A 25,909-nucleotide genomic window follows, 5' to 3' on the forward strand; every position below is an offset into this window, starting at 1 on the left:
AACAAGAATTGCCTCCGCGATATCAAGATGATGGTCCGAGTTTTCGTTTTCACCAATGAGTCTGGTTCGAACAGAACCTCGTGCAAACGAAAATAGCATGGCGCATATCGCGGCGCAAGAGAGTTTTCGGCGGTCGCGCTGTGTTCTGAGTTATAAGCAAGGGGCGTGTTTCGGAAAGATGTCGGCGGCGCCCCGTTCGGACAGTGCGCAACAGTCGTGTTCGCGTTCGTGTTACGCCCGTGTTGCGGGAGATTTTTCTTTATGCCGCGCGTTGCGCGCGCTGGGCGGCCCTGAGCCCTCCGCGCTGCCTTTACCACGAATGCCGTTGACGGTCAAGGACTCCTGCGCGCACGCAAGGCCGTTGCATCGCCATCATCCTCGATTGCCTGTTCCAGGACCGCTCCATACGATGAGGACAACGGACCGACAGGCAGGAGACGAGCTTGGGGGGCGGCAAGGGCGCACGAACCCAACGCTTCTCTCTTGCGCACTCGGCAGCCGTGACCCACACAAAAGATGCAGTCGCACGAATTTTTTGAGCGCTTTCCATATTCCTGCGGCAGCGTCGAAGAGCTCACCCGATTGTGCTTTTCAAAAACAACCGATCCGACGCAGGCCGAGGAGCGCCCGGCGACACGGCCGCAAAAGGATTGCGCCATATATAAACGCATTCTGAACAGAAAACTTCTGAACAGAAAACGAGGGACGCGAAAGCTCCGCCATCGACACATTGGGCCCTCCGCCAGAAAAACAGGCAATGACGACCACGAGAAGGGGAACGGCATTGAAAAACGCAACCGGTTTCACCGACTATCTCACGACCGTGCGGGCATGGGCGGACACTCGGCCAGAGCATGTGGCAGTCGGATTTTTGACAGAAAAAAGCGGGCGGCTCGAGGCGCAGGAATGGTCGTACCGCGAGCTCCTCTCCCGCGGCGACGCTGTTGCCGCGCAGCTGCGCGAAGAACACCAGCCTGGCGAGACAGCACTCCTGCTGTATCCGCCGGGCCTCTCCTTCGTCGCAGCGTTCTTCGGCTGCTTGGCTTCCGGCGTCATCGCAGTGCCGGCGCCCATCCCTGACGGCAGGGACAAAGCCAAAGAGCGCCTCGCGGGCATCGTCGCCGATTCCGGGGCGCGGACCATCCTCACCGACACGACGACCGCCGCCCTCCTCGCCGGATGGGCTGCAACCTTGCCCGGCAAGGTGCGCGTCCGCCCGACTGATTCGATCCCAGCCGACCGAGGCGGCAGCTTCGAGCCTCTTGCGGCGAAGCCGTCCGACATCGCGTTCCTCCAGTACACCTCCGGGTCGACGAGCGACCCGAAGGGAGTGATGGTCACCAGGGGGAACCTGGCGCACAATGTGCGGGAGATCCAAAGATCCGTCCATTCCTCCGAAGACACCTCGATGGTCAGCTGGCTGCCCCAGTTCCACGACATGGGCCTGATCGGCATGATCCTGCATCCCCTGTTCATCGGCGGGAGCTCGCGTTTCCTCTCCCCTGTCACGTTCATCAAACGGCCGATCCAATGGATCCGCGCGATGTCGGACCACGCGGCGACTTTCGCAATGGTGCCGAACTTCGCCTTCGACTTAGTCGCCCGCCGCTACAACGCCGACGATTTCGACGGCGTCGACCTCTCCAGCGTCCGCTACATCTTCAACGGCTCCGAACCCGTGCAGCTCGAATCCATGCGGCGGTTCACCGAGCTGCTGTCCCCCAAGGGGCTCGCGCCGAACGCGGTGCTGCCGGTCTACGGCCTCGCCGAAGCCACCCTGTTCGTCACTGCCACATCGCCTGGGACCGCCGCGGTCCGCGCAAGCGTGGACCGCGACGCGCTGGCCGACAACCGACTGGTCCTCGTCCCCGCCGACGAGCCCAACGCCCGCGTCCTCGTCGCGAGCGGGCACCCGCAGAGCCTCGAAGTGATCGTGGTCGACGCGGACGGCTGGCGGCTGGGAGACGGCCGCGTCGGCGAGATCTGGATACGCGGCGAAAGCGTCGCCGCTGGTTACTGGAACCGCCCCGAACTCTCGGCGCACACGTTCGGAGCCAGCCCGGTGGGAGAAACTGGAGGCTGGTTGCGCACAGGCGACCTCGGCGCGCTGCTCGGCGGCGAATTGTTCATCACCGGCAGGGTCAAAGACGTCATCATCGTCAACGGCCGCAACCTCCACGCCCACGACATCGAGGCCGCCGCGCGGTCAGCGGCCCCCGAGCTGGCGCGCGGCGTCGGCGCGGCGTTCGCCGTGGGCAGCCCGGAAAGACTCGTGCTGGTCCACGAAATCCGACCGGAAGACATCGAAAGCCGTTCGCCCGACGATGTCGCCGCTTCGGTGCGAACCGCGATTTTTGCGGACTTCGCGACACCATTGAGCGATTGCCTGCTCGTTCCCAAAGGCTCGGTGTCGCGGACCACGAGCGGCAAGATCCGCCGTTCCCACATGCGCGAGCTCTATGAGAACGGCCAACTGCAACCGTTCGCCGAAGCGGCGAACGAGCACGTCTGAGCACAACGCCGTCCGGACCCCAGATCAGCCCGAACCCCGCGCAAGCACCGAGCTTCCCGAACCCGGCCCACCAACGACGAGGAAGAAGACATGGCAACACCTGTGGCAATCGATGACTGGCTCACGACGAAGATCGCCGGATACTTGTCGATGCCGCCCGATCACGTCGACCGGGACCGGAGTCTGGCCGACTACGGCCTGGGCTCGGTCCACGCGATGACCCTGTGCGGCGAGATCGAAGACGCCTTCGGCGTCGAGGTCGAGTCCACTCTGGCATGGGACTACCCGACGGTGAACGCTCTGTCGGAATATCTCGGCGCACTTGCGGCCTCGGAGGTGTGATCGGAGATGGAAATAGATGTCGCAGGCATGGCGTGCCGCTTTCCTGGGGCGCCGGACCTCGGCGGGTTCTGGGATCTGTTGCTCCAATCCCGGCACTCGACTCGCGAAATCCCGGAGAACCGCTGGCGGTCAGACGAATACTTCTCCCCAGGCCCCGTGCGCCCAGGGCGCTCCAACACCAGGCACGCGTCGTTCATCGACGACCCTGAACAGTTCGACTTCGGTTTCTTCGGCATTGCTCCCAATGAGGCGGCCGCTTCGGACATCCAGCAACGGCTCGTTCTGCAAACGGCCTACCACGCGCTGGAAGACGCCGGGATCGACCCACGCGAACTGCGCGGTTCGGACACCGGGGTGTTCGTCGGCGTGATGGCGAGCGACTGGGGCGCGCTGCACCTGGCCGATTACGCGGGCATGACCCCCCAACGCGGGGTCGGCAACGGGCTGAGCATGATCGCGAACCGTGTTTCCTATTCTTTGGACTTGGCCGGGCCGAGCCTGTCGGTGGACACCGCGTGCTCGTCGTCGCTGACTGCTGTGCATCTGGCCGCCAACGCCCTGCGAGGCGGCGAATGCGGCATCGCGATCGCGGCCGGAGTGAACCTGATGCTCACCCCCTCGTTGTCGATCTTCTACGCACAAGCGGGCCTTTCCGCCCCGGACGGGCGGTGCAGGCCCTTCGCGCAATCCGCCAATGGCATCGGGCGCAGCGAAGGCGTCGGGGCGGTGGTCCTGCGCCGCGCTGAGGACCGTCCGGACAACGCCCCCTCGCCGTACGCGGCGATCCACGGCAGCTTCGTCGGGCAGGACGGACGCAGCAACGGCATCACCGCGCCCAGCAGGCGCGGGCAAGAACGAGTGATCCGCTGCGCGCTGCGCAGCGCGCAGCGCTCCGGCTCTGAAATCGACTTCGTCGAGGCCCACGGCACGGGCACTGTCCTCGGTGACATGATCGAAGCACAGGCGCTCGGCACGACGTGCGGCGATCGCGCGCACCGCCCGGCACTGGTGATGGGCTCGGTCAAAGGGAACATCGGCCACGCGGAGGGCGCGGCGGGGATCGCCGGATTCATCAAAGCGTGCTTGTCCGTGCATCACCGAACGGTCCCGGCAAGCCTGTTCGCCCAGGATGAGAACCCAGCCCTCACATTGGGACAGCGGGGCATCCGACTTGCCAAATCCGCCGAGAAACTGCCCCAAGGGCAAGTGTTCGCAGGCGTGAGCAGTTTCGGCATGGGCGGCACCAACGCGCATGTGGTGATCGGCTCGACGCCGCGGCGGCGCCGTCCGACCCGCCCAGGCGGCGTGGGAGTGCTCACAGTCTCTGCGAACAACACCGCCGCGCTGCGGCGCAATCTGCGCGATGTGACGGAGAAGTTCGGCGAGACGGATCACTGGGCACGGTACTGCTATTCGACGAACCAGGTGAAGTCCGGCGGCCAGCGCCGAATCGCCCTTGTCGCCCGCGACGGCGCGGACCTGGAGAAAGAAGCCCTGGTGGCCGAGCACAGGCTCACCCAGCAGGCAGAATTGCCATCGCGGGGCAGACGACCGCGAATCGCGTTCTTGTACACCGGCCAGGGAGCGCAGTACCGGTCTATGGCCCTGGCGGCGCGTGACGACCATCCAGGCTTCGCGGCCGCCCTGGAAGCGGCCGACGCTCTTGTTCGCCCGTCGTTCGGGGGATCGGTCATGCAGGCGATCGAGCGCGGCGAAGACCATCGGGGGCGCCCCCTGGACGACACGGCAGTGGCCCAGCCCGCCCTGTTCGCCGTGCAATACGCGCTGACACAAGCGCTCGCAGAACACGGGGTCCGCCCTCACGTCGTGCTCGGCCACAGCGTCGGCGAAATTGCGGGATGTGTGGCGGCGGGTGTGCTCACCGCCGCCGACGCGGGGGCTCTCGCCGTCGAGCGGGGCGCGTTGATGGGGGCGCTCCCTGCGGGCGGCGCGATGTTAGCCGCTCGGCTTTCAGCGCACGACGCCCGCCACATCATCAGCGGCGAGGTGGCTTTGGCGGCTGTGAACGGAGCGACCAGCGTCGTGTTCTCCGGTCCCGCCGAACAAATCCGACGAATAGCGGCACAGCTGGCGGAAAGGGGCACGCGCACCCGAGCGCTGCGCGTCTCCCACGCCTTCCACTCGCCCGCGATGACCGCAGCGGCGGACCCGTTGGCAGCAGCCGCGCCCACGCCAGCGACGGAAGGGAACGGCGTGGCGATGATTTCCTCAGTGACCGGCGAGGCCCTGAAGCCCGGATCTGTGGACGGCGAGTACTGGCGGAACCAGCTGCTCGCCACGGTGGAGTTTGACGCGGCGCTGCGCTCGCTCGCCGAAACGAAGCCCACGCATGTGGTCGAGATCGGGCCGCAAGCGGTTCTGCTCGGACTGTTGCACGCCTCCGGCCTGCTGTCGGACAGCGTGCGGACCGCTCCTATCCCGCGCGACGGCGCGAGTGGGCTCGAATTCGCCGACGCTCTCGCGCAGCTGTGGCAATCCGGGGCAGATGTGCGATGGTCGCCGCTGTATCAGGAGCGCGACCGCGTCATCACCAGGCTCCCCTCGTACGTCTTCGCTGATGAAGAGCGGTTCTTCGCTTCTGCGGCGACCGTGGGCCCGACGCGGGCCGCCGCAGCGACCCGGTCCGACAAGGAGAGCGTCCCCGACCTCTCGCAAGCCGACGCCCAACTCGAAGCGGTCCTCGCCGCCGACGCCCCCGAACCCGGCGGCACATCGGACAGGTCGCGGGGCATGAGCGCCGACACCGTCCACAGCGCCGTGATCCGAGTCCTGGCCACAGTCGGCGGACACCGGGAAGAGGTGCTGCGCCCGACAGCGGACCTGCGCGAAGACCTGGGCTTCGACTCTGTGCAAGCGATGCAGTTCGCGGATCGGATCGCATCGGAAGTGGACATGCCGCAACAGCTCGATCCGACTGCGTTCGGAGAGGACCTGGTCACTGTCGCCGACCTGACCCGGCTCGTCGTCGCCCGCGCGGGTTTGGACCGGCTGTCGAACAATGCCGCGCAACGATAGCGCCCCACGCTGGAAAAGAGGAATCATGGCCCAGACGCACATCTTGAGCATCGGCACCGCGTTGCCCGGCCCGCCCATTGACAACCCCGCCCTGTGCAAGCGGATCGGCGCGCAACCAGAATGGATCGACCTGTTCGTCGGCACCCGCACCCGGCATTTCTCCGTTGACTTCGAAACCGGCGAGCAAACCCACACACTCGCCGACCTCGCCGCCTCGGCTGCGCGCCAGGCCTTGACGCGGGCAGACGTCGACCCTGGCGAGGTGGGGTTCTTGGTCTTGGGCACCGCAACGCCCGACTATTTGATGCCCACCACCGCGAATCTGGTCGCAGACACTCTCGGACTGAACCAAATCCCTACTTTTCAGCTGCAATCGGGCTGCTCCGGAGCCATAGCCGCGTTCGAGGTCGGCGCGCGGATGCTCGACGAGGACCGGCGGATCGGGCTTGTGCTCGGCGGCGACCGATGCTTCAAACACCTGCCGCTCGACCGCGACACGAGTTCGGCGATGTCCCCTTCCGAGCTCATCAATTTCGTGCTGTTCGGCGACGGCGCGGGCGCGGCGGTCCTTTCGCTCGACCCCGACGGAGCACAGCTGCAGATCACCTCGTTGATAAACCAGTTCCGAGGGCTCGGGCGGGAGCGAGGACAACTTGTCAACTGGTTCGGCACCGCTGACCGGCACCTGGACCTCCCCGGCCTCCAAGAAGACTACAAAGCGATCGAGAAATGGGTTCCCGAACTGTCCAAGGAAGTCTTGTCCGCGCTGTTGCAGACGGCGGGCGTCGCACGGGAAGACCTCGACTTCCTCCTGCCGCCGCAACTGAGCGGCCGGATGACCGAGCGCATTGTGCAACATATGGGTCCCGCTGCGAACTGCAAGGAGATCTCCGTGGTCGCGGACACCGGGAACACCAGCAACGCCTTGCCCTTCCTCCAACTCGACGAGCTGGTTCAGACCATCCGGCCCGGCGAGAACGCGGCAGTCGTCGCGATCGAATCCAGCAAATGGATCGAAGGCGGCATGATGGTGGAGGCAGTGGCATGACCGTCGAGCCCGACACGACAGCCCGCGCGTTGTGGAATTCGCCCCCGATCGAAGGCCGCCAGGCGTTGGCGGTCCGTTTCACCGATGTCGTCACCGCACTTTCGGAGGCGGACGACAGAGCGGTGACAAGGACCGGAGCCGTGCTCAAACATATCGAGACCGCCGATGTGCCCCCAAGCGTCCCCACAGCGCGCATCGCGGTGCTCGGCACATCGACCTTAGGCCCCTTGCACGCGCCTCTTTTGGGGGCGCTCGCCGCTCGGGGCATCGCGGCGCGCGCCGAGTTCGGCGACTTCGATCGTCTGATCGCCGAGCTTTTCGACCCCAGCACGCCCGCGCTGGCACATGACCCGACTGCGGTCGTGCTCCTGCCCGACGGCGAAGCAGTTTTCCGCCGCGTCGCCGTGCCGTTCACTGCGGCTTCGGCGGCGAGCGCCGTCGAAAGTTTCGTCAACGATCTCATCTCGGCGATTCGGGCTTTCCGCGCGCGCTCAGCCGCTCCAGTCGTGGTGCCGACGCTGCTGTTATCGCCGGAGCGGTCGTCGCTCCTGCTCGACCTTCCCTCCCGCGCTCAGCTCGCTGCCGCGTGGAACCGTGCGAATCTGCGCCTGCTCGAACTCGGGGAAGAGATCCCCGGAGTGATCCCGGTCGACATGAACCAGCTGGCCGCGCATGCTGCCGGACCTGCGAGAGATCCCCGGCTCGCCGCGTACGCGCAGGCACAGTTCACCGAGCCTGTGCTCCTCGGCTACGCGCGGCAAACAGCCGCAGCGGTCGCCGCGCTTCTGGGGCGCACCTGCAAGTGCTTGGTCCTGGACCTGGACGGGACGATGTGGGGCGGCGTCCTGGCGGACGACGGCCCGCTCGGAGTCGTCAGCGGCGAAGGCCGTGTCGGGGAAGCCTTCGCAGAGGTGCACGACGTCGCGCGCCAGCTCTCGTCGCAGGGCGTGGTGCTCGCTGTCGCGTCCAAGAACGACGACGAAGCAGCGCGGGCGGCGTTGACCGAGCACCCCGGCGTGCGACTGAACGTGGCGGACTTCGCGGTGATCGCCGCGAACTGGGACCCGAAGCCTGGCAACGTGGCTGGGATCGCGGAAACCTTGAACATCGGGCTGGACTCGCTGGTCTTCCTCGACGACAATCCGTCCGAGCGGGGCGCTGTGCGCGCCGCCTTACCGCAGGTGCGCACGATCGCGGCGAACGCAGACGACCCCTCCTTGTCCGCGCCCGCGCTCTTACGGGACGGCGTGTTCACCTCCTTGCGGATCACCGACGAGGACCGGCTGCGGCCGCAGATGTACCGCGCGGAAACCGAGCGGGCGAGCTTTCGCCAATCAGTCGGAGCCGTCGAGGACTATCTCGCCGGGCTGGAGACAGAAGTGACCATCGCAGCGGCCGGCGAACAGGACGTCGTCCGGCTCTCGCAACTCACACTGCGCACCAACCAATACAATCTGACCACGGCCCGGTTGGACCCGGACGCGGTGCGGTCCGTGCTGCGACGGCCGCAGTCCATCGTGAAGACAGTCCGCTGCCACGACAAATTCGGCGACCACGGGCTCGTCGGCGCCTTGTTCGCGCAGATCGACGGGGACCGGCTGGAAATCATGCATTTCGCTATGTCCTGCCGGGTGCTCGGGCGGGGCGTCGAAGCGGCGGCGTTGCGCGCGGTGCTGGACGAAGGAGCCGACCGGGGCGCGCGCGACGCGGTCGGCTCCTTCGTCAGGAGCGCGAAGAACGGGCGGGCGGCCGATTTTTTCCGCCAATCCGACTTCATGCCTGACGGAGCCGACACCACGGACCAGATCGGGACTCGCACGACGTTCGTCCGCAGCCTCTCGACGCTTCCCGAACCCCCGCAACACCTCACCGTCACGATTATGAAGGAGAAACCTTGAACCCCGCCGAGTTCCACGAATTGGTGGTCGACGAGACCAGTCTCGCCATCGCGGTCGACGACCTCAAAACCCCGCTCGACGAGCTGCCCGGATGGGACTCGGTGTACATGCTCAAACTCATCACCGCGATCGAGCAGCGCACCGGCAAGCCCGTCTCCGTCTCCGCGCTGTTGGACGCCAGAAGCCTGGACGACGTCCGACAGGCTGTCGCCGCCTAATGGGCGCCCCGAGCGGTTTGCCTGTCCACGCCGACCACAACTGGCATGCACTGCCTGTTTTTTCGCGGGACCGGGCCGCGCGGCTGACCCGTTCCAAACAACCGAACGCACACCAGAAAGGACAAACCGCATGACCCGGACCTTTGCGCCGATTCCCGCGCGGCGCAGGCACACTTTGGCATTCTTGCGGTCCATCCGTTCCGCCGCGCCGGTGTACCTGGACACAGACGTGGATGTTTCCGCGTTGGTCGCGCACCGCGCCTCGTCCTCCAAGCGCTACTCCTACGTGACCTACGTGTTGGCGGCGCTCGGCGAGACGCTGCGCAAGCACCCGGAAGCCAATGTCTGCGTCGGCGGGCCGTGGTTCGCCCCGAAGCTCGCCAAACAGACGGCTGTCGACGTCAAACTCGCGTTGGACAAGACCGACGAGGGGGTGCGCCACGTCGCCTCAGCGGTGATCGCCGACGTTGCCGCGCTCCGGCTGGAGGAGATCCAGGACGAAGTGGACCGCTTGCGGGACACCCCGGCAGCGGAGCTCGAAGAATTGTCGGGCTCTCGGGCGTTGGACCGCTTGCCGCCCCTGCTGGGATCGGTGGCGTTCAGTTTTGCCACCCGACTGCCCACACGAGCAAGAGTGCTCGGCACGGTGGCGGTGAGCAGCCTGGGGCACGCGGACGTCCGAGGCTTTTACTCAGACGGCGGCACCGTGCTCACCATCGGCCTCGGCGCGATCCGGCATCGCCCGGTCAGCGTGCCGGACGGTCCGGGCAAGCACACCGTCGAGTCCCGCCCGGTGCTGCCGTTGAGCCTCACGTTCGATCATCGCGCCCTCGACGGCGCGGCGGCGGCAGAAGTGCTGAGCACCCTCGCCAAGACGCTTCGCGATGGAGCGGCGCGATGATCCAGTCCGTCACGACGCCAGACGAGCGCGCGGACCTCCCGAAGATCAGCGACGGCGTGTTCGTCGCTCGCGCGGATGTGGAGGACTGGGCCTTCGAGCCCGTCTCGCACCGCGCGATGGAGAGGCTGCTCGATTGCGATTACCCTCAGTGGCAGGCCGCCCGCTCCGACGAGTGGCGGGCCTGGTTCGCCGCGACCCGCCACTTCGCCAAGACGATGGTGGCCCGAGTGGCTGATGTGCACATCGACGACGTCGAGATGCGGCGAACAACGTTCCGGCGGCCCGAATTCGTGCTCCGGGGATCGGGCCGCCGACCGGTTGCGGACGCCAATCTCGCCCACACCCGCAGCACCGCCGTGATGGCGGTGAGCGTCCGCGGGCCCATCGGCGTGGACGTCGAAGCGGCGGACCGCAAGCTCGACAGCTCCGGCTTCGCGCAGGCTGTGTGCCATCCCGAAGAACTGCAGATCTACGAGCGGCTGGGTCCGCAAGCCCGGCAACAGATGCTCGTGCGGGTGTGGACCTGGAAAGAGGCCGCCACCAAAGCCATGGGCACAGGTCTGACGACACAGTTCGCGTCGTTGCGCGCCCACCTGGCCCTCGCGGAAGTCATCGATCCGCGCGGCGGGCGTTGGCGGGTGCACACACTGCGCGGGGGCGGCTACCAAGCGGCGGTCGCATCGGAGGCGCGGCATGCATGAGCTGGCCGAGCGGGCCGATCTGGTCCGGCTGCATTCCTTCGCCCAAGGGCTCTCCGCCGCAGAGACAACGAGAATCCTGAGCCGGATCGCCACCATCGACGACGGCCCCGCAGGATGGGCGACGGTGTGGTCGCAAGAAGGGTCGCGGTGCCTCTCCCGAGACGACAAAGCCGGAGCTATCGCGCGGTTCAACCTCGCGCGGTTCCCTTACCCGCACACCGACGACGGACACGCGGCGCTGCGCAAGTGCGTCGCGGTCGCGGGGGAGGCGGCCAGCGCTCAGGGCCTCTGCCGCATCGAGGCCGATGGGGCGCCGGCGTGGTATCAGCCCGCGCCCGGCGCAACATCTGGGCCGAATCTGCTGGTGCTCTGCGGCGGCATCGTGAGCGTGAAAGAGCAATGGCTCTCGATGGCAGAGATCGGCCGTCGTTTGTCGATGGCGATTCTGCTCACCGAGCTGCCGGGCGTCGGCGAGAACACGAACCCTTACGCGGCGGACGCTCCGGCGCGGCTCAGCTCGCTGCTGGACGCCGTAGAGCGCCGCAACCGGTTCGGCGCAGCTTTCCTGTTGGCGATGAGCTTCGGCGGCACGGTCGCGTTGCAGGCGGCGGGCAGCGACCCCAGGATCGGCGAGGTGTTCTCGGTGGGTCCGCCGATCCGGCATTTCTTCACCGATCCGCTCTGGTGGGAGAGGACGCCGCAGACGACAAAAGACGCCCTTTCGGCCACCACGGGCAAGCCTGTCGCGGCATTGCCGGACTTTTTGCCCTCGCTGGCGCTCACCGACGAGCAACTCAGGAGGATCCGCGTGCCGGTGACGGACATCGTGAGCCTGCGAGACGAGATCGTCCCCAGGAAAGACCCAGAGCTGCTGGAGTCCGCTGTGCCGACCGCCCGCACCATTGCCTTTGACGACGTGCATGGCTCGCCGGGCCATGTGCAGGACACCAAAGCCCATATCGCGGCGGCGCTCGCGGGCTTCGCCGCGCGGCACGCAGAGAGCGCCCTATGAGCCGAGCGAGCACGCAGAGCTGAGAAAGAAACCGACGTGACCAAGCTGCTGTGCTTTCACCACGCGGGCGGCAGCCCTTCTGCCTTCCGGGCATGGCAGACCGCCGCGCCCCCCGGGATCGAAGTCGTGCCGGTGGAGCTGCCGACCACTCGTCCTGTGGCTGGTCGCAGAGTCCACACCGGCGCTCGTGAGATCGTCGAACACGTCCTGGACAAGCACGCGGCGGCGCTGCGGGAAAGGCACGCGTTGTACGGGCACAGCATGGGCGGCTTGCTCGCGTACCTCGTGGCGCGCTCGGTCCTCGGCTCGTTCGAGTTCGCCCGGACGTGCACGCTGATCGTCGCCGCGAGCTGGTCGCCCCGGCTGCGGCCCATCACCGACGTCGACGCGCTGACAGACCCCGAGCTCGTCGAGCTGCTCGCCCGCATCGGGGGAGTCCCCCAAAGCCTGCTCAACCGACCCGAATGGCTGTACCCCCTGCTGCCGCTCGTCCGTGACGATCTGCGCCTGTGCGCAGATTACCAACACGACCCTGTCGATGACAGGCTTGCGATTCCGGTGCATGTGATCGGCGCGCGGGAAGACCGTTTGGTGTCCGCGCAGCAGATCCAGGGGTGGGCCGAGCTCAGCGGTTACACCACAATCGAGCACCAGCCCGGCGGCCACTTCTTCGAAGCGAGTCCGGAACAGCTGCGCGAGCGCGTGTTCGAGCTGGCGGCCCAAAGCTCCGCGGGCGCCGGTGGCCTCATTTGACCGCCAATGCGGAAACGGGGCTGCCGGAGGCCCCGGTGAGGGGCAGCGGCGAAGCCGAGAACATGAACTCGTAGACCCGGTCGGCTTTGCAGTCGGCCGACAGCGCGTCGAGGTCGAACATCTCGCCGAGCGCCAGCCCGGTGTGCACGAGCGCGACGATGTGCAGCGGCTGCCAGCAGTCGATCTCGTTGGGCAGCACCTCGACGCCCCAGGTGTCGGTCGCGACGGCCGCTATGTCCTTCTCGCGGAGCCAGGGAGCGGTGTGCAGCGACAGACCTGGGGAAGCGCCGCCCGCGTAGTCCGCCCACTTGCCGCGCCTGGCCCCCAAAAAACCTGTGCGGACGACCAAAGCGTCTCCCGGGCGGATTTCGACGCCCTCCGCCGCGAGGCATTCCTCGAGCTCGTCGGCGGTGATCGCGTCGCCAGGCTCCAGGGCTTCGACGCCGCGGTGCTCGGCGAGGTCGGCGAACACGCCCCGAGTGACGATGCGGCCCGTGTAATGCTGGACGCCGTTGCTGCGGGAGCCGCTGGTCCCGGCCTCAGCGGCCGGACGGCCGTTGTACATCCGGCCGCGCCAGAAAAAGTGGCACAGCGCGTCCCATTGTGTGCCCGACTGCGTTGGCATCACCAGCACATCGTCGTAGTAGCCCGCGCACGGGCGCCCGTCTGACTCGCTGAGCTGGGCCAACGCTGCTGTTTCTTTGGCGGTTTGCTCTCCGGCGAGATAGCCGGGCCCCGACGCGAGTTGGTACAGGACGGGATTCGACCTGCCGAGGTATCCGTTTTGCGGCCCCCTCATGTCGTAGGGCATCGTCAGCGAGACGATTTTTCCGACCCGCACGAGCGCCGCCGCTTCGCGGACCTTCTCCTCAGTGATGAGGTTGATGGTCCCCGCTTGGTCGTCGTCGCCCCATCGGCCCCAGTTGGAGCATCGCGCGATGTACTCCTCCAAGATCTCCAGTCCGTCTGCCATCAGAACCGCGCCGCCCGCTCCGTTTTGAAGGTGTCGTCGAGCCAGTCGAACATCCGCTGGTGGAAAAGCAACAACGCGCCCGTGTGGCAGTGCTCCCCCGCGCCCTCGTCCGCGGTGAAGCGCGCATAGGTTTTCTCGCAGCGCAAAGCGTCATAGAGCTCTTGCGGTTGCCCAGGGAAGAAATGGTCGTTCTGCGCCTCGCAGACCAGCACAGGGCACGAGATCCGCTCGACCACATCGGCGAGGTCGTATTTGCCGACCACATCGATGAGCCCCTGGGCCGTCTGCACCCCGAATGTCCAGAGCGCGTTCGAGAGCAGCCACCACAACGAGGTTGGGGCGTGCGAGCGGTTGGCGATCAGCTGGTCCGCGGCCGCGACGCGCTGTTCTGGGCCGAGTTGCCCCAAGTGGCCGCCCGCCGCCGCGGCCTGTGTGAACGCGCCGCCGCATCGGAACACGCCGTCGAAAGCGACACAGGCCGAGACGCGGGGCTCGAACGCCGCCGCCCGGGCGGCGAGATAGCCGCCCAAGCTCATCCCGATCAGCGCTATACGTTCCGGGTCCACTCCGCGAAGGCCCAACGCGAAATCGACGGCAGGGGTGACCACAGCCTCCCAGTCGTGACGGAAGAGCAGTTTGTTCAACCGCAGCGCCGCGCCTTGGCCGGGGCCTTCGAAAATCAGGCAGTTCCAACCCCGCCGCCGGGCCGCTTCGCCCACCACGAAGAACAGCTCTTCGGCAGTCGAGTCGTAGCCGCCGTGCGCCAGCAAAGTCGGCCCGGGCTGTTCCCCGGTGGAGTTGAGGTAGTACCCGGCCAGGGAGGTCCCTTCATAAGGAATGCTCACACGCTGCCATTGGGCCTGGATCTGGGGCGCGGCGCAGAACGTCTCGACAGACCGTTGGAAGGTTTCCCGCACACGCGGGTCGCGCGACGGGTCGTCCCGGAGGAAGAACTCAGCCGTCCGGTAGTAGTTCGAGGCCCGCAAATAGGCCTCGCTCGCACTGACGCAGTGGCCGCCCGCGGCGGATCGCTCGGCGACAGCGGCGATGCGGTCCGCGAGGGCTCGCCATTCCCCGTACCACGACTCGCGGTCGCCCGGCACGATCCGGGCCGCGGCCGACAACACTTCGCCGATGTCGGCTCCGCCGTAAGGAATGTATCCGACTGTGCGCAGAGTCTCGTATGAGAACGCCTCATCCGTGTCGAAGATGAATCGCATGAACACTTCCTCACTCAGGTGCTCTACTCTATAGCAACAAAAAGTTGCGTTAGGTTCAGCTTGGCACGGCCAGAGCAAGAAAGCAACAGCGAAAGACAACACATGGGCAAAAAACAAACCTTCCAAGGAGTTCGGCCCGCCGGCAGAAGCTCGGCTGTGCGCGAGGCAGTGCTCGCGGCAACCCTGCGCACGCTCATCGCCGACGGATACGCCGCATTGAGCGTCGAGGCCGTGGCTTCCCGCGCAGGCGTGAACAAGACCACCGTCTACCGGCGGTGGGCGACGCGGGACGATCTCCTCGCCGACGCCCTTGCGACGTGGTCGCAGGAAGCGATCCCCATCCCGGACACCGGCAGCGTCGACACAGACATGCTCGCCCTCGGGGGCGCGTTGGCCGAACAACTCAACGGCGGCGTCGGCCAGCAAGTCGCAGCGGCCATGCTCGCCGCGAGCCACCGCTCGCAGCAACTCCGCGAGGCCACTCGGAACTTCTTCGACCAGCAGCGCGTGCGCGCGACCCCCCTCGTCCGCCGCGCGGTCGAACGGGGCGAACTCCCCTCCGACACCGATGTCGACGCTTTGCTCACCACATTCCGCGCCCCGTTCTTCTACCGAGTCGTCACCACCGGGGACCTGATCGACGAACACCTCATCACGCAAGCAGCGCACGTCGCGCTCACCGCGGCCCGCGCGGGGGTCCTCTCCGCGCAGAACTGAACCGCCCACGACTTGTCGTGCGGCTTGCCGGACCTTGTTCGTCCTCGCCCAAAGGGCTTACACGAGTTTTCTCGCTTCGACCAAAAGGAACTTCGGCGACGAAAAATGCTCCTGCCACCAAGGGTCGAGCATCTGCTCCGCCGAAGGACGCGGCTCCTGCAGCCCGGTGACCGCGAACCCGGCCTCCACGAGCAACGCGCTGTAGGACTCCAACGGACGCAGCCAGTACGTGACCGGCACGGGCGATTTCACGCCGTCCACATCAAAGCACCGACAGGCACTGTCATTGGCGAAGTACTCCTGCACTGCGACGCCTTGGCGCGTGAAACACGGGTGCAGCATCAACACGACAGCCCGCCCGCCAGGCCGGAGGACACGAGCGGCCTCGGCGAACGCCGGGGCCGGGTCTTCAAGGTCGTTGACCACATGGTTGAACACAACAACGTCGAAAACATCGGAGAACTCAGCCGGCAAATCGCCGATGTCCGCGACGCGGTGTTCGACATCGAGCCGGAGCCGAGCCGCCTCCAGCCGAGCCGCCTCGACCAGCTCGGCCGCGCTGTCCACGCCGACAACATGCGCGCCCCGTTCCGCGAGCGCCCGCGACAAATACCCCTCGCCGCAGCCCGCGTCGAGCGCGCGAAGGCCTTCGCGCGCCCCGACCATGGACAGCACCGCGACATCCGTGAGTTCTGTGCGATACCGGTCCCGCCTGCGGCGAATGATGTCGATCCAGAATTCCGCGTTCAGCGCGTAGCTGGTCGCGCCCATCGCCTGATCCGTCAAAAATCCTCCGAGTCGGGCTGAGAGGTCCGGCCCACTGCGCCGAACCCAGGGCCTGCTGGTCATGAACCGATGTGAGTCTTGCCCGAACAGCCTACCCTGGAACGGGCTCTCTTCGCAGAACCCGCCGGCCACGGGAAGCGCCACTGGAATGCGGGGTTTCCCGCCTGTCCACACGATCTCTTGCGGGCTGTGTGCAGAACCTCCTGGCCAGGGACGATAGCGTATAACGATGTCTCGTCCATATATCTCGGTTTTCTTGTCCATAGCTGCGCGGAGCTCATCCTCTGGGCCGCGATGCGTCCTCCGCCGACGCAGCCCGGCGGCGGTCGCCGCAGTGCTGCTCGTCGGTGTGAACGGCCCGGAACCGATCGGCACGATGGACGCGCACGCCATATCGCCGTCCACGACGGCGGTGATCGACAACCTCGGCGACTCGACGGTCCTAGGGCTTTCCGTGGAGCCGCCGGGCGGTTCCCGGAAACCTCCTGGAGCAATGTTCGCCGAACTGCGGCTGAGCTGGCAGCAGGGCATGGCTCTCCTCGGCTTCACGGAACAAATGTCACACGTTCGCGGCTGAAGCGGGGTTTCATCGCGTGACACGACTTCCGCAGTCGCAGTTCCACGCCCCGTGAGATGTCATCGCGCGGGAATCTTCCAGGGATGCGCCCGAGCTTCTTGATGTCCGCGCGAACCAGCTCTCCTGGGCGTTCTCGATCGGAGCGGACGGCGAAGCCGCGGCGCTCTTGCGGGTTAGTCGGCCCACGGCAGCAAGACGGCCTTTCCCGTCGACTGCCGGTTCTCCACCAGGCGGTGCGCCTCAGCGGCTTGGGAGAGCGACATCTGCACGCCCAGCCGAACAAGGAGCCGACCGCTCTCCACGTGGTCGGCGAGCTCGTCGAGCACGGGCCTCAGCACTGCGGGGCCAGCGTGGAGGTACGGATAGAGGGTGAAGAAGTTCAGCGTCTGGTTTTTGGTGAGCCGTCCCGCCTTGAACTCCGCGAGGAAATCCAAGACGGGCGTCGTCTCGTCGGCGCCGCCGTAGGCGCTGAGACGGCCAAACGGCGCCAGCGAGGCGATCGATTGCGTGAACGACTCGCCGCCGACATTGACCAAAACGGCGTCGACCCCCCTTCCGCCTGTCGCGTCGAACACCTGGGCGCTCCAGCCTGGTTGCGTGTAGTCGACCGATTCGTCCGCGCCGAGCTCGATGGCGCGGCGGCGCTTCTCCGCGGTGCTGGCCGCCCCGATCACCCGGCCTGCGGCCATGATCTTCGCGAGCTGGACAGCCATGGATCCCAGGCCGCCCGCCGCGGCCATGATGAGCACCGAGTCGCCTGCGGCGAGCCGCACACCATCGCGCAGAAGGAAATAAGCGGTCAGCCCTTGCACGAGCAAGGCTGTGCTCTCTGCGTACCCGAGTCCGGGCGGCAACGGGTGGACCGAGTTGGCCGAGACGGCGACGTACTGCGCGTAGCCAGCAGGTTCAGCCCCCGAGAGAAAACCGAAGACTCGCTCACCCACCTCGACGTCCGACACGCCTTCGCCGACGGATTCGACCGTGCCGGCGAATTCAGATCCCAAGATGTGGGGCAAAGGCGGTTGAAACGGGTACTTGTTGCGCCGCTGATCGATGTCGGCGAAATTAATCCCGGCAGCCTCGTTTCTGACCAACACCTGACCAGCGGCGGGCTGGGGCTTGGGCACATCCTCGTACACGAGGTCTTCAGGCTGTCCGTGACGGTGAATCCGCACGGCTTTCATCATCTCCAATGTCATCGGTGGGTATCCTTTGATCGGTCCTATATGTCAAACTAGTTTACACCAGACTCGGCATGCACGACTCTCGAGAGCGGCCAAAGGCCGCCCGAAACACGAACGGCAAGCGCTGCGGTTCGTCCATCGGACGTTGCCGTCTGGGCGAGCGGCACCGCATGAAACCCGGGGCGCTGCACACCGCGAGCGCCGGGAAACGCCGAGCACGAGGCTTCACCCCGCGCTGGTTGGCGACGACCCTCAACCTCGCCGCTGCCAAACTGCGCGGATTGAAAGACTTCCTCAAGCATCAAACTGACCAAGCCCGCAGACAGTCACCCGCGAGCCCAGACAAGCGACGCCGCGCAAAGCGTCTCGCGGACTAGCGGCGAGACCCGAACGCGCCGCCCGTGGTCGGACCCGCCGCGCGGGTAAACTGAGCCGCTTCGAGAGGAGCGGCCACCAGTCGTCCTTCAACCCCGAAGAAGCGGCTCAGAACAGCGCAAAATTAAGTCCGGAACAGCAAAACCCTCTCGCCGAAATCATCGGGAGAGGGTTTTCACGTTCTCGGGCTATCCGCGTCCAAGTTTCGCAAACGCATGCAGTTCAGATACGCAAACAGCCCTATTGTGGCCAGAGCCGGGTTCGAACCGGCGACCCCACGCTTTTCAGGCGTGTGCTCTACCAACTGAGCTATCTGGCCCGAAAGGGCCACTAACCCTAGCATGAGGCTTCCTTCGCGGGCAAACCTCTAAAAGCCTGGGTGCGAACCAGTGAGCAGGACTTTCCCGTTGTCTTCGCTGCTGGCGCGGATGTCCCCGACCAGCCAGCAGTCCACATGCCGGGCGGTGAGCACGGCGAGGGCGCGGTCGAGGTCTTCGGGGGCGAGGATCGCGAGCATGCCGACACCGAGGTTGAAGGTCTTTTCGAGTTCGGGGAGCTGCACCTGGCCGGTTGTGCGGATGAGGTCGAAGACGGGGCCTGGGGTCCAGGTGTTGCGGTCCAGGACGGCGGTGAGGCCTTCGGGGATGACGCGCTCAAGGTTTTTGGCGACGCCGCCGCCGGTGACGTGGCAGAAGGTGCGCACGGTTGTCTCGGCGATGAGGGCGAGGCAGTCTTTGACGTAGATCCGGGTGGGTTCGAGGAGTTCCTCGCCGAGGGTCCGGCCGAATTCGGCCACATGGCCGTGCAGGTCGAGGTTGGCTTGTTCGAGCAGAACGTGGCGGACCAAGGAGTAGCCGTTGGAGTGCAGGCCGGAGGAGCGCATGGCGACGACGACGTCCCCGGGGCGCACGCGGTCGGGCCCGAGCACGGAGTCGGCTTCGACGACGCCGACGGCGGTGGAGGCGAGGTCGAAGGCGTCGGGGTGCATGAGGCCGGGGTGTTCGGCGGTTTCGCCGCCGAGCAGCGCGCAACCGGCGAGTTCGCAGCCTTTGGCGACGCCGGAGACGAGTTCGGCGACGCGCTCGGGGACGAGTTTGCCGCAGGCGATGTAGTCGAGCAGGAAGAGCGGTTCGGCCCCGCAGACCACGAGGTCGTCCACGACCATCGCGACGAGGTCGAGGCCGACGGTGTCGCGTTTGTCGAGTTTCGCGGCGATGTCCACTTTGGTGCCGACGCCGTCGGTGGAGGCGGCGAGCACGGGCTCGCGGTAGCCGTCTTTGAGGGCGAAGAGCCCGGCGAACCCGCCAAGGCCGCCGAGGACTTCTGGGCGGGTCGCCTTGCCCGCGAAGGGGGCGAAGAGCGAAACGGCGCGTTCGCCCGCTTCGATGTCCACGCCGGAGGAGGCGTAGGAAACCGGACCGGAGGCCTCAGAAGGTGGTGTCACACTGTAGATCCTCCCATGCGCGGGGGCGGGGCGGCGCCTGCGGGTGGGAAATCACAGGGAAGGGCTCCTTGGTCTCAGACGGCGGCGCGGAGCCATTCGGGTTGTGGGTCGGGCACGGCGGCGATGAGCTTTTGGGTGTACTCCTCGCGAGGGTCGCGCAACACTTGGGCGCAGGAGCCGGATTCGACTGTTTTCCCGGCTTTGAGGACGACGACCCGGTCGCAGAGCTGGCTGACGACGGCGAGGTCGTGGGTGATGAAGAGGGACGCGAACCCGTGCTCGGCGCGCAGGCTCGCGAAGAGTTCGAGCACTGTGGCTTGCACGGAGACGTCGAGCGCGCTGGTGGGCTCGTCGGCGATGACGAGTTTCGGCTCAAGGGCGAGCGCACGGGCGAGGCCGACGCGCTGGCGTTGGCCGCCGGACAGCTCGTGGGGGTAGCGTTTTTCGGCTCCCTGGGGCAGCGCGACGCTGTCGAGCAATGCCCGGATTTTCTCCGCGAGCTGGTTTTTTTCGAGCTTTCGGTGGATGACGAGGGGTTCGGCGACGCATTGGCCGACGGTCATTCTGGGGTTCAGACATGTGGCGGGGTCTTGGAAGACGTAGCCGAGGCTGGCCCGGAGCTGGCGCTGTGCGCGGGTTGGGCCTTTTGCGAGTTGTTGGCCGAGGAATTCGATCCGTCCGCCGCTGGGTTTTTGCAGTCCGGCGAGGCAGCGGGCGATGGTGGATTTTCCGGAGCCGGATTCTCCGACCAGGCCGACGGTTTCGCCGGGAAGGATGGTGACGCTCACCCCGTCCACCGCCGGGGCGGCGGCCCGGCCGGGATAGGCGACGTGGAGGTTGTCGATCACCGCGATGGGAGCCGTTTGTTCCAAACCGTGACTCCTAGCTCTGGGTTTCTGGGGGGTTGTCGGCGCTGTGCGCCGCAGTGTGCGTGTCGGCTTTGAGCTGTTTGATCCGGGTGAGGGCGGCTGGCCATCCCAGCTCGCCGGATTTCGCGGCCTCCAACGTGGCGGCGATTTCCGCGGCTGCGTCCTCGGGCTCGGGCTCGGGCTCGGGCTCGGGCTCGGGCTCAGGCTCAGGCTCAGGCTCAGGCTCAGGCTCAGGCTCAGGCTCAGGCTCAGGCTCAGGCTCAGGCTCAGGCTCAGGCTCAGGCTCAGGCTCAGGCTCAGGCTCAGGCTCAGGCTCAGGCTCAGGCTCAGGCTCAGGCTCAGGCTCAGGCTCAGGCTCAGGCTCAGGCTCAGGCTCAGGCTCAGGCTCAGGCTCAGGCTCAGGGGGTGATTGTGGCTCGAACAGCTCCGCCTGGCCCGGAGCCTCGTGCGGTTCGGGGGTTTCGGGTTCGCGGGTTTCGGGTTGGGGCTCTGGTTGCGCTGCTGGCGGGCCGAGGACCGAGGGCTCGAACAGCTCTTCCTGGTCTGCCGGCTCGGCGTCTGGTTGCGCCTCTGGCCACCCCTCTTGGTGGGCGGCAGTGACGTCGAGACGAGGGGTCGCGGCGAGCAACGCCGCGGTGTACTCGCTGCTCGGGTTGCGGAAGACGTCGCGGACCGCGCCGGACTCCACGATGTCGCCAGAGCGCATGACCACGACGCGGTCGGCGAAATTCGCGACCACCCCCAGGTTGTGGGTGATGAAGACGATGGCGGTGCCGATCCGGTCGCGCAGATCGGCGAGCAGCTGCAAAATCTCCGCCTGCACGGTGACGTCGAGCGCGGTGGTGGGCTCGTCCGCCAAAATCACCTTCGGGTCGCAGCTGATCGCCAGGGCGATCGCCACGCGTTGTTTCTGGCCGCCGGACAGCTCGTGCGGGTAGCGTTTGAGCAGTCGTTCAGGATCGGGCAGGCGGACCAAGCCCAGGAGTTCGGCGGCTTTGGCTTGGGCCGCTTTTTTGGAGATCTTCTGATGGGCGCGCAGGGTTTCCACGATCTGGTCGCCCACGGTGAAGAGCGGGTCGAGCGCCGCCCCTGGCTCTTGGAACACCATGGCCACTTCGGCTCCGCGCAACGCGCGCAGCTCCTTTTCGCTCCAACCGGTGATGTCCGACCCGCCGACCCGGATCACGCCGTCGCGGTGCGAGTTCTCCGGCAGCATGCCGAGCACGGCGCGCACGCTGACCGATTTGCCGGAACCGGACTCGCCGACCACGGCGAGGATCTCCCCCGGCGCGACGGCGTAGGAGACGCCTTTGAGCGCGTGCACGGGGCCTGCGTCGGTGGCGAAGAAAACTTGGAGCCCTTCGACGGACAGGGCGTGCGGGGCGTCCTCGAACACCTGGGGCTGGTGCTCGTCCCCACCGTCGGGAAGGACGTGGCTTTCGTCCTCGGCGGCGGGGTCTGCGCTGTCGAGTTCGGGTTCGGTCATGACGGGGCCCCCTCGTCGGCGGCGAGCTTCACGAGGTCTTTCGGGCGCAGTTTCGGCCTCGACCGCAGAAGCGGGTTCCCCGCTTCGGAGAGGCTTTCGCCGACGAACGCGGTGGCCAGGACCGCGAGCACGATGGCGACGCCGGGGAAGACGCTGGTCCACCACACGCCGCCGGTGATGTCGGGGATGCCTTTGTTGACGTCGTAGCCCCACTCGGCGGCTTGGCTTGGCTCCACCCCGAAGCCGAGGAAGCCAAGGCCGGCGAGAGTCAGGATCGCCTCGGAGCTGTTCAAGGCGGCGATCACCGGCAGGCTTTGGGTGATGTTCGGCAAGACGTGGCGGAAGAGGACGCGCCCGGTGGAGGCGCCGCAGACGCGGGCGGCGTCCACATACGGCTCGTTTTTCGCGACGAGCGCGCTCGCTCGGATCACCCGGTAGTACTGCGGGATGAAGACGGCGCAGACGGCCAACGCGCCTGCGGCGACGCCGGTGAAGTCGGGGAGGCCGTTGCCGCGCAGCCAGTGCGAGAGCGCCCCCGTCCAATTGCTGAAGCTGCCGGTGGCGAGCCCGACCGAGACGAGGATCGCGAGCAAAAGCGAGGGGAAGGCGTAGAGCGAGTCCATCACGAGGGTGAGGATCCGGTCCAACCATCCGCCGAAGTAGCCGGAGACGAGGCCGAGGACCACGCCGATCACACCGGCGATGACGAGCGAGACCAGGATGACCTCGAACGCGGTCTGTGTCCCGTAGACCACCCGCGAGAACACGTCCTCGCCTCGGACGGAGGTGCCGAAGACGTGCGCCGCGCTCGGCGGGGCCTGCCGGTCGAAGTCCACCCCGTATTTGTTTTTGGTCTGGTCGAACGTGTAGGGCGCGATCCACGGCGCGAGGACCGCGACGCACAGGAGGAACGCCATGAGGGCGAGCCCTGCGAGCAGAATGGCGCGCTGCGCGCCGTGGACATTGCCGAAAAACCGCTTGCGCCGGGCGGTTTTCCCGGTTCGGGGGGCGAGAGCCTCGGGCTGGTCGGGCCCGGTCTCGTCGGTGAGGACGAGGGCGGTTTCGGCGGGCAAGGGGAAACCCGCCGGGTCGGCGGACCCGCGCGCGAGGGCGTCCCTTTCGGCGTTTTCCTTTTCCGGTTCCATCAGAACCTCACCCTCGGGTCGATGAGCGCGACGACCGCGTCCACGAGGACGCTGAACAACGCGATGACGATCACCGAGAACACGACGATGCCCTGCACGGCCTCGAAGTCCCGTTTCACGAGATAGTCGGCGAGGGCGTGCCCGAGGCCCTTCCAGTCGAAGGCGTTCTCGGTGAGGACGGCCCCGCCGAGCATGGCCGCGGTCTGCATGCCCATGACGGTGATGACGGGGATCAGGGCGTTGCGCAGCGCGTGCCGCCCGAGCACTTTGCGGCGCGGGAGGCCCCGCGCCTTGGCGGCCTCCACGTATCCGGCCTGGCTGGTCTGGATGAGATTGGCGCGCACGAGGCGGAAGAGGACGCCCGCTGTCATCAGCCCCAGCGCGAGGGCGGGCAGCACGGCGTGCTTGAGCACGTCGGCGACGGCCGACCAGTCCCCGGAGAGGAGCACGTCGACGATCATGATGTGGGTGCGCGGGCGCAAGTCCGCCAGCTCCAGTTCGACGAGCGTGGACGAGCGCCCGCCGTTGGGCAACCAGCCCAACCACACCGAGAACACGAGTTTGAGCAGGATGGCGACGAAGAACACCGGGGCCGCGTAGACGAGGATCGCGGCGAGCCGCGACACGACGTCGGGGAAGCGGTCCCGCCGAGCCGCGGCGAACCGGCCGAGGGGAAGACCGACGAGGACGGCGACCAGCATGGCCCAGACCGCGAGCTCGAAGGTGGCCGGGGCGTATTGCGCAAGCACCTCCGAGACCTTCTGATGGTCGGTGGAGGTCGTGCCGAAATCGCCGGTCGCGAGCTTCTTCAGGAAGTCCCAGTACTGCTCGTAGACCGGTTTGTCGTACCCGGCCTCGTGTTTGCGCCGGGCGATGTCGCCCGGCGACGCGCGACCGCCGAGGGCCGCGGTGATCGGGTCACCGGAAAGCCGCACGAGGAAGAACACCACGGTGACGAGGAACAGCACGGTGGGGACCACCAGCAGCACCCGGACGGCGAGGTAGCGCGCGAGGCGCCCGAAGCGAGAGCCCGGGCTGAAACGCAAGACTGGGTTCATGCCGCCCCGCCCCCCGATGTCCTGAGCGAGCCGACCAGGAGCTTGGATGGCCCGCTGATCGCCTGCCTCTGGCCCGTGACATGGTCGGTGGTCACAAAGATCTGATGCCCGGTGAGCAGCGGGATCACGGACACCAGCTGCGCCGCCTCGCGCTGCGCCCGCGCGAGGACCGCCGCGCGGCGCGCGGGGTCGGGTTCGCCCAGCTCGCTCTGGATCAACTGCACGAGCACCGGGTCGGCGAACCCGTTGTTGATGAAGTTCTCGTCCACGAAAAACGGGGTGAGGTAGTTGTCCGGGTCGGGGAAGTCGGGGAACCAGCCGAGCTGGAAGAGCGGATAGCTGCCCTTGGCGTACTCCTGGTTGTAGACGGTCCACTCCGTGGACTGCAACTGCACCTGGAAGAGCCCGGTGGCCTCCAACTGGGCTTTGACGAGCGCGTACTCCTCGGAGGAGGACGGCCCGTAATGCTCGGGGGTGTACTGCAGCCGGAGCGTCACCGGGGTCGGCATGCCCGCCGCCCGCAAGAAGCCCTCGGCCTTGGTTGTGTCCGGGCGCTCCCCATAGGTTTCGCGGAACGCGGGGACCGACCCGAATTGGCCGCCCGGCACAACAGACCAGGCGGGCTCGAACTGCCCGTGGTACACGTCGCGGGCGAGCGCCTGCCGGTCGACGCTCGCGGCCACCGCTTTGCGCACGGCGAGCTTCTGCTCGTCGGTCTGCCCCGGCTGGGCGCCTTTGTTGAACACGAGGTAGCGCATCTCGCCGCCCGACCCCTGGAAGAGCTTCACCCCAGACGTGTGGGCCAGCTCGTCGTAGTCCGTGGTGGAGAGCGTGTGGTACACGGCGTCGATACGGCGCTCCAACAGGTCGAGCTTGAGGTTCCCCGCGTTGGCGTAGTACCGGAAGACGACGTTCGACGTGGCGGGGCGCCCGTAGATCCCTCGGTAGCCGTCCCGTGCTTGGAGCAGCACGAGATCGTTCTTGCGGTAGGTCGCGATCGTGTAAGGGCCTGCGAAAGGAGCCCTCGCGACGATCTCGTCGTCACTGAGGACCCGGTCGGCGGGAAAGACCCGCTCGTCGAGGATCGGGCCGGGCATGGAGGCGAGGACCTGCGCGAACGTCTGGTCGTTGGGGACTTTGAGCAGGAAGTCCACGGTTCGCGCGTCCGGGGTTTCGACCCGGTCGAGATTGTGGAGGAGCGACTGCGGCCCGTTGGGGTCGTTGATGCGTGTGATCCGGTCGAAGGAGAATTTGACGCTCTTCGCGGTGAGCGCGTGCCCGTTGGCGAACTTCTGATTCGGCCGCAGCACGCAGCGGAACCGGGTCGGTTCGGCGAAATCGCAGCGCTCGGCGGCGTCCGGGGCCGGTTTGTCGTCGCCGTAGGGGAAGTTCAAGAGGAACGGGTAGATTTGCCCGTACAGCGTGTACGAGCCGTTCTCATAGGACCCTGCCGGGTCGAGCGTGGTCACATGGTCGGTGGTGCCGATGATGAATGTGGAGTCTTTGGGGATCTGGCGGTAGCCGTGGCCGATCCCGCACGCGGCGGCGAGAAGTGGCAGCGCGAGGAGGATGGGCAAGCGTGCGAGCGTGCGCATGCACTCCTCTCTCCGTGGGGCTCCAGTGAGCGGTGGGGCTCAAGTGCGTCCATATTCCG

At 66.8% G+C, this 25,909-nt stretch carries 22 protein-coding genes and 1 tRNA gene; 12 read left to right on the plus strand and 11 right to left on the minus strand.

The window, feature by feature from the left end; translation table 11 throughout:
• The first annotated feature begins 784 nt into the window (after positions 1 to 784).
• The 10 genes from SROT_RS15065 to SROT_RS15110 all read left to right on the plus strand — a co-directional run bounded on the left by SROT_RS15065 (position 785) and on the right by SROT_RS15110 (position 12,421).
• Entirely contained in the window at positions 785 to 2,512 is a 1,728-nt protein-coding gene (locus SROT_RS15065; protein ID WP_041407413.1) for a fatty acyl-AMP ligase, read from the plus strand.
• Between the two features lie 90 nt (positions 2,513 to 2,602).
• Positions 2,603 to 2,854 carry an acyl carrier protein gene (locus SROT_RS15070; protein WP_013139883.1) on the plus strand — a complete coding sequence of 84 codons (252 nt, stop codon included), beginning with the start codon at positions 2,603 to 2,605 and terminating at the stop codon, positions 2,852 to 2,854.
• Between the two features lie 6 nt (positions 2,855 to 2,860).
• A complete protein-coding gene (locus tag SROT_RS15075; protein ID WP_013139884.1) occupies positions 2,861 to 5,890 on the plus strand; it encodes a type I polyketide synthase in 3,030 nt (1,009 codons plus the stop codon).
• Positions 5,891 to 5,915: 25 nt separating this feature from the next.
• Entirely contained in the window at positions 5,916 to 6,938 is a 1,023-nt protein-coding gene (locus SROT_RS15080; RefSeq protein WP_013139885.1) for a 3-oxoacyl-ACP synthase III family protein, read from the plus strand.
• Positions 6,935 to 8,836 carry an HAD-IIIC family phosphatase gene (locus SROT_RS15085; protein WP_013139886.1) on the plus strand — a complete coding sequence of 634 codons (1,902 nt, stop codon included), beginning with the start codon at positions 6,935 to 6,937 and terminating at the stop codon, positions 8,834 to 8,836. The genes SROT_RS15080 and SROT_RS15085 overlap by 4 nt, the downstream gene beginning before the upstream one ends.
• Entirely contained in the window at positions 8,833 to 9,054 is a 222-nt protein-coding gene (locus SROT_RS15090; protein WP_013139887.1) for an acyl carrier protein, read from the plus strand. The genes SROT_RS15085 and SROT_RS15090 overlap by 4 nt, the downstream gene beginning before the upstream one ends.
• A gap of 130 nt (positions 9,055 to 9,184) precedes the next feature.
• Positions 9,185 to 9,955: a 2-oxo acid dehydrogenase subunit E2 gene (locus SROT_RS15095; RefSeq protein WP_013139888.1), complete on the plus strand. Its 771-nt coding sequence runs from the start codon at positions 9,185 to 9,187 to the stop codon at positions 9,953 to 9,955.
• Entirely contained in the window at positions 9,952 to 10,656 is a 705-nt protein-coding gene (locus SROT_RS15100; RefSeq protein WP_013139889.1) for a 4'-phosphopantetheinyl transferase family protein, read from the plus strand. Before SROT_RS15095 ends, SROT_RS15100 begins: the two co-directional genes overlap by 4 nt.
• Positions 10,649 to 11,668, plus strand: a complete 1,020-nt coding sequence (locus SROT_RS15105; protein ID WP_013139890.1) for an alpha/beta hydrolase — start codon at positions 10,649 to 10,651, stop codon at positions 11,666 to 11,668. Before SROT_RS15100 ends, SROT_RS15105 begins: the two co-directional genes overlap by 8 nt.
• A gap of 36 nt (positions 11,669 to 11,704) precedes the next feature.
• The gene (locus SROT_RS15110; protein WP_013139891.1) at positions 11,705 to 12,421 is read left to right on the plus strand and encodes a thioesterase II family protein; all 717 of its coding nucleotides are present in this window, start codon (positions 11,705 to 11,707) and stop codon (positions 12,419 to 12,421) included.
• On the opposite strand, the gene SROT_RS15115 is transcribed toward SROT_RS15110, so the two are convergent.
• Complete coding sequence (locus tag SROT_RS15115) at positions 12,414 to 13,394, minus strand: cyclase family protein (RefSeq protein WP_013139892.1); 981 nt, start codon at positions 13,392 to 13,394, stop codon at positions 12,414 to 12,416. The genes SROT_RS15110 and SROT_RS15115 overlap by 8 nt on opposite strands.
• A complete protein-coding gene (locus tag SROT_RS15120; RefSeq protein ID WP_013139893.1) occupies positions 13,394 to 14,614 on the minus strand; it encodes an alpha/beta hydrolase family protein in 1,221 nt (406 codons plus the stop codon). Before SROT_RS15120 ends, SROT_RS15115 begins: the two co-directional genes overlap by 1 nt.
• A 102-nt stretch (positions 14,615 to 14,716) precedes the next feature.
• Here SROT_RS15120 and SROT_RS15125 point away from each other — a divergent pair, with 102 nt between their 5' ends.
• Entirely contained in the window at positions 14,717 to 15,331 is a 615-nt protein-coding gene (locus SROT_RS15125; protein ID WP_013139894.1) for a TetR/AcrR family transcriptional regulator, read from the plus strand.
• Between the two features lie 57 nt (positions 15,332 to 15,388).
• Here the strand turns inward: SROT_RS15125 and SROT_RS16840 are convergent, their stop codons facing one another.
• Positions 15,389 to 16,102 carry a class I SAM-dependent methyltransferase gene (locus SROT_RS16840; RefSeq protein WP_013139895.1) on the minus strand — a complete coding sequence of 238 codons (714 nt, stop codon included), beginning with the start codon at positions 16,100 to 16,102 and terminating at the stop codon, positions 15,389 to 15,391.
• Positions 16,103 to 16,346: 244 nt separating this feature from the next.
• On the opposite strand from SROT_RS16840, the gene SROT_RS16845 reads away from it, so the two are divergent.
• Positions 16,347 to 16,694: an anti-sigma factor gene (locus SROT_RS16845; RefSeq protein ID WP_187288047.1), complete on the plus strand. Its 348-nt coding sequence runs from the start codon at positions 16,347 to 16,349 to the stop codon at positions 16,692 to 16,694.
• Between the two features lie 173 nt (positions 16,695 to 16,867).
• Here SROT_RS16845 and SROT_RS15140 read toward each other — a convergent pair whose 3' ends face one another.
• The 8 genes from SROT_RS15140 to SROT_RS15185 form a co-directional block, all read right to left on the minus strand.
• Complete coding sequence (locus SROT_RS15140; RefSeq protein ID WP_148223470.1) at positions 16,868 to 17,893, minus strand: quinone oxidoreductase family protein; 1,026 nt, start codon at positions 17,891 to 17,893, stop codon at positions 16,868 to 16,870.
• Between the two features lie 606 nt (positions 17,894 to 18,499).
• A tRNA-Phe gene (locus SROT_RS15150) sits at positions 18,500 to 18,572 on the minus strand.
• 48 nt (positions 18,573 to 18,620) lie between these two features.
• Entirely contained in the window at positions 18,621 to 19,697 is a 1,077-nt protein-coding gene (gene purM / locus SROT_RS15155; protein ID WP_013139898.1) for a phosphoribosylformylglycinamidine cyclo-ligase, read from the minus strand.
• 74 nt (positions 19,698 to 19,771) lie between these two features.
• Entirely contained in the window at positions 19,772 to 20,569 is a 798-nt protein-coding gene (locus SROT_RS15160; protein ID WP_013139899.1) for an ABC transporter ATP-binding protein, read from the minus strand.
• Positions 20,570 to 20,579: 10 nt separating this feature from the next.
• Positions 20,580 to 22,052, minus strand: a complete 1,473-nt coding sequence (locus SROT_RS15855) for an ABC transporter ATP-binding protein (protein ID WP_013139900.1) — start codon at positions 22,050 to 22,052, stop codon at positions 20,580 to 20,582.
• Positions 22,049 to 23,197, minus strand: a complete 1,149-nt coding sequence (locus tag SROT_RS15175; protein ID WP_013139901.1) for an ABC transporter permease — start codon at positions 23,195 to 23,197, stop codon at positions 22,049 to 22,051. The genes SROT_RS15855 and SROT_RS15175 overlap by 4 nt, the downstream gene beginning before the upstream one ends.
• Entirely contained in the window at positions 23,197 to 24,255 is a 1,059-nt protein-coding gene (locus SROT_RS15180) for an ABC transporter permease (protein WP_013139902.1), read from the minus strand. Before SROT_RS15180 ends, SROT_RS15175 begins: the two co-directional genes overlap by 1 nt.
• Positions 24,252 to 25,850, minus strand: coding sequence for an ABC transporter substrate-binding protein (locus SROT_RS15185; protein ID WP_013139903.1), 1,599 nt, complete (start codon positions 25,848 to 25,850; stop codon positions 24,252 to 24,254). The genes SROT_RS15180 and SROT_RS15185 overlap by 4 nt, the downstream gene beginning before the upstream one ends.
• Positions 25,851 to 25,909: the final 59 nt, after the last annotated feature.

It is taken from the genome of Segniliparus rotundus DSM 44985 (genome assembly GCF_000092825.1).
In the GTDB taxonomy this organism is placed as follows: domain Bacteria; phylum Actinomycetota; class Actinomycetes; order Mycobacteriales; family Mycobacteriaceae; genus Segniliparus; species Segniliparus rotundus.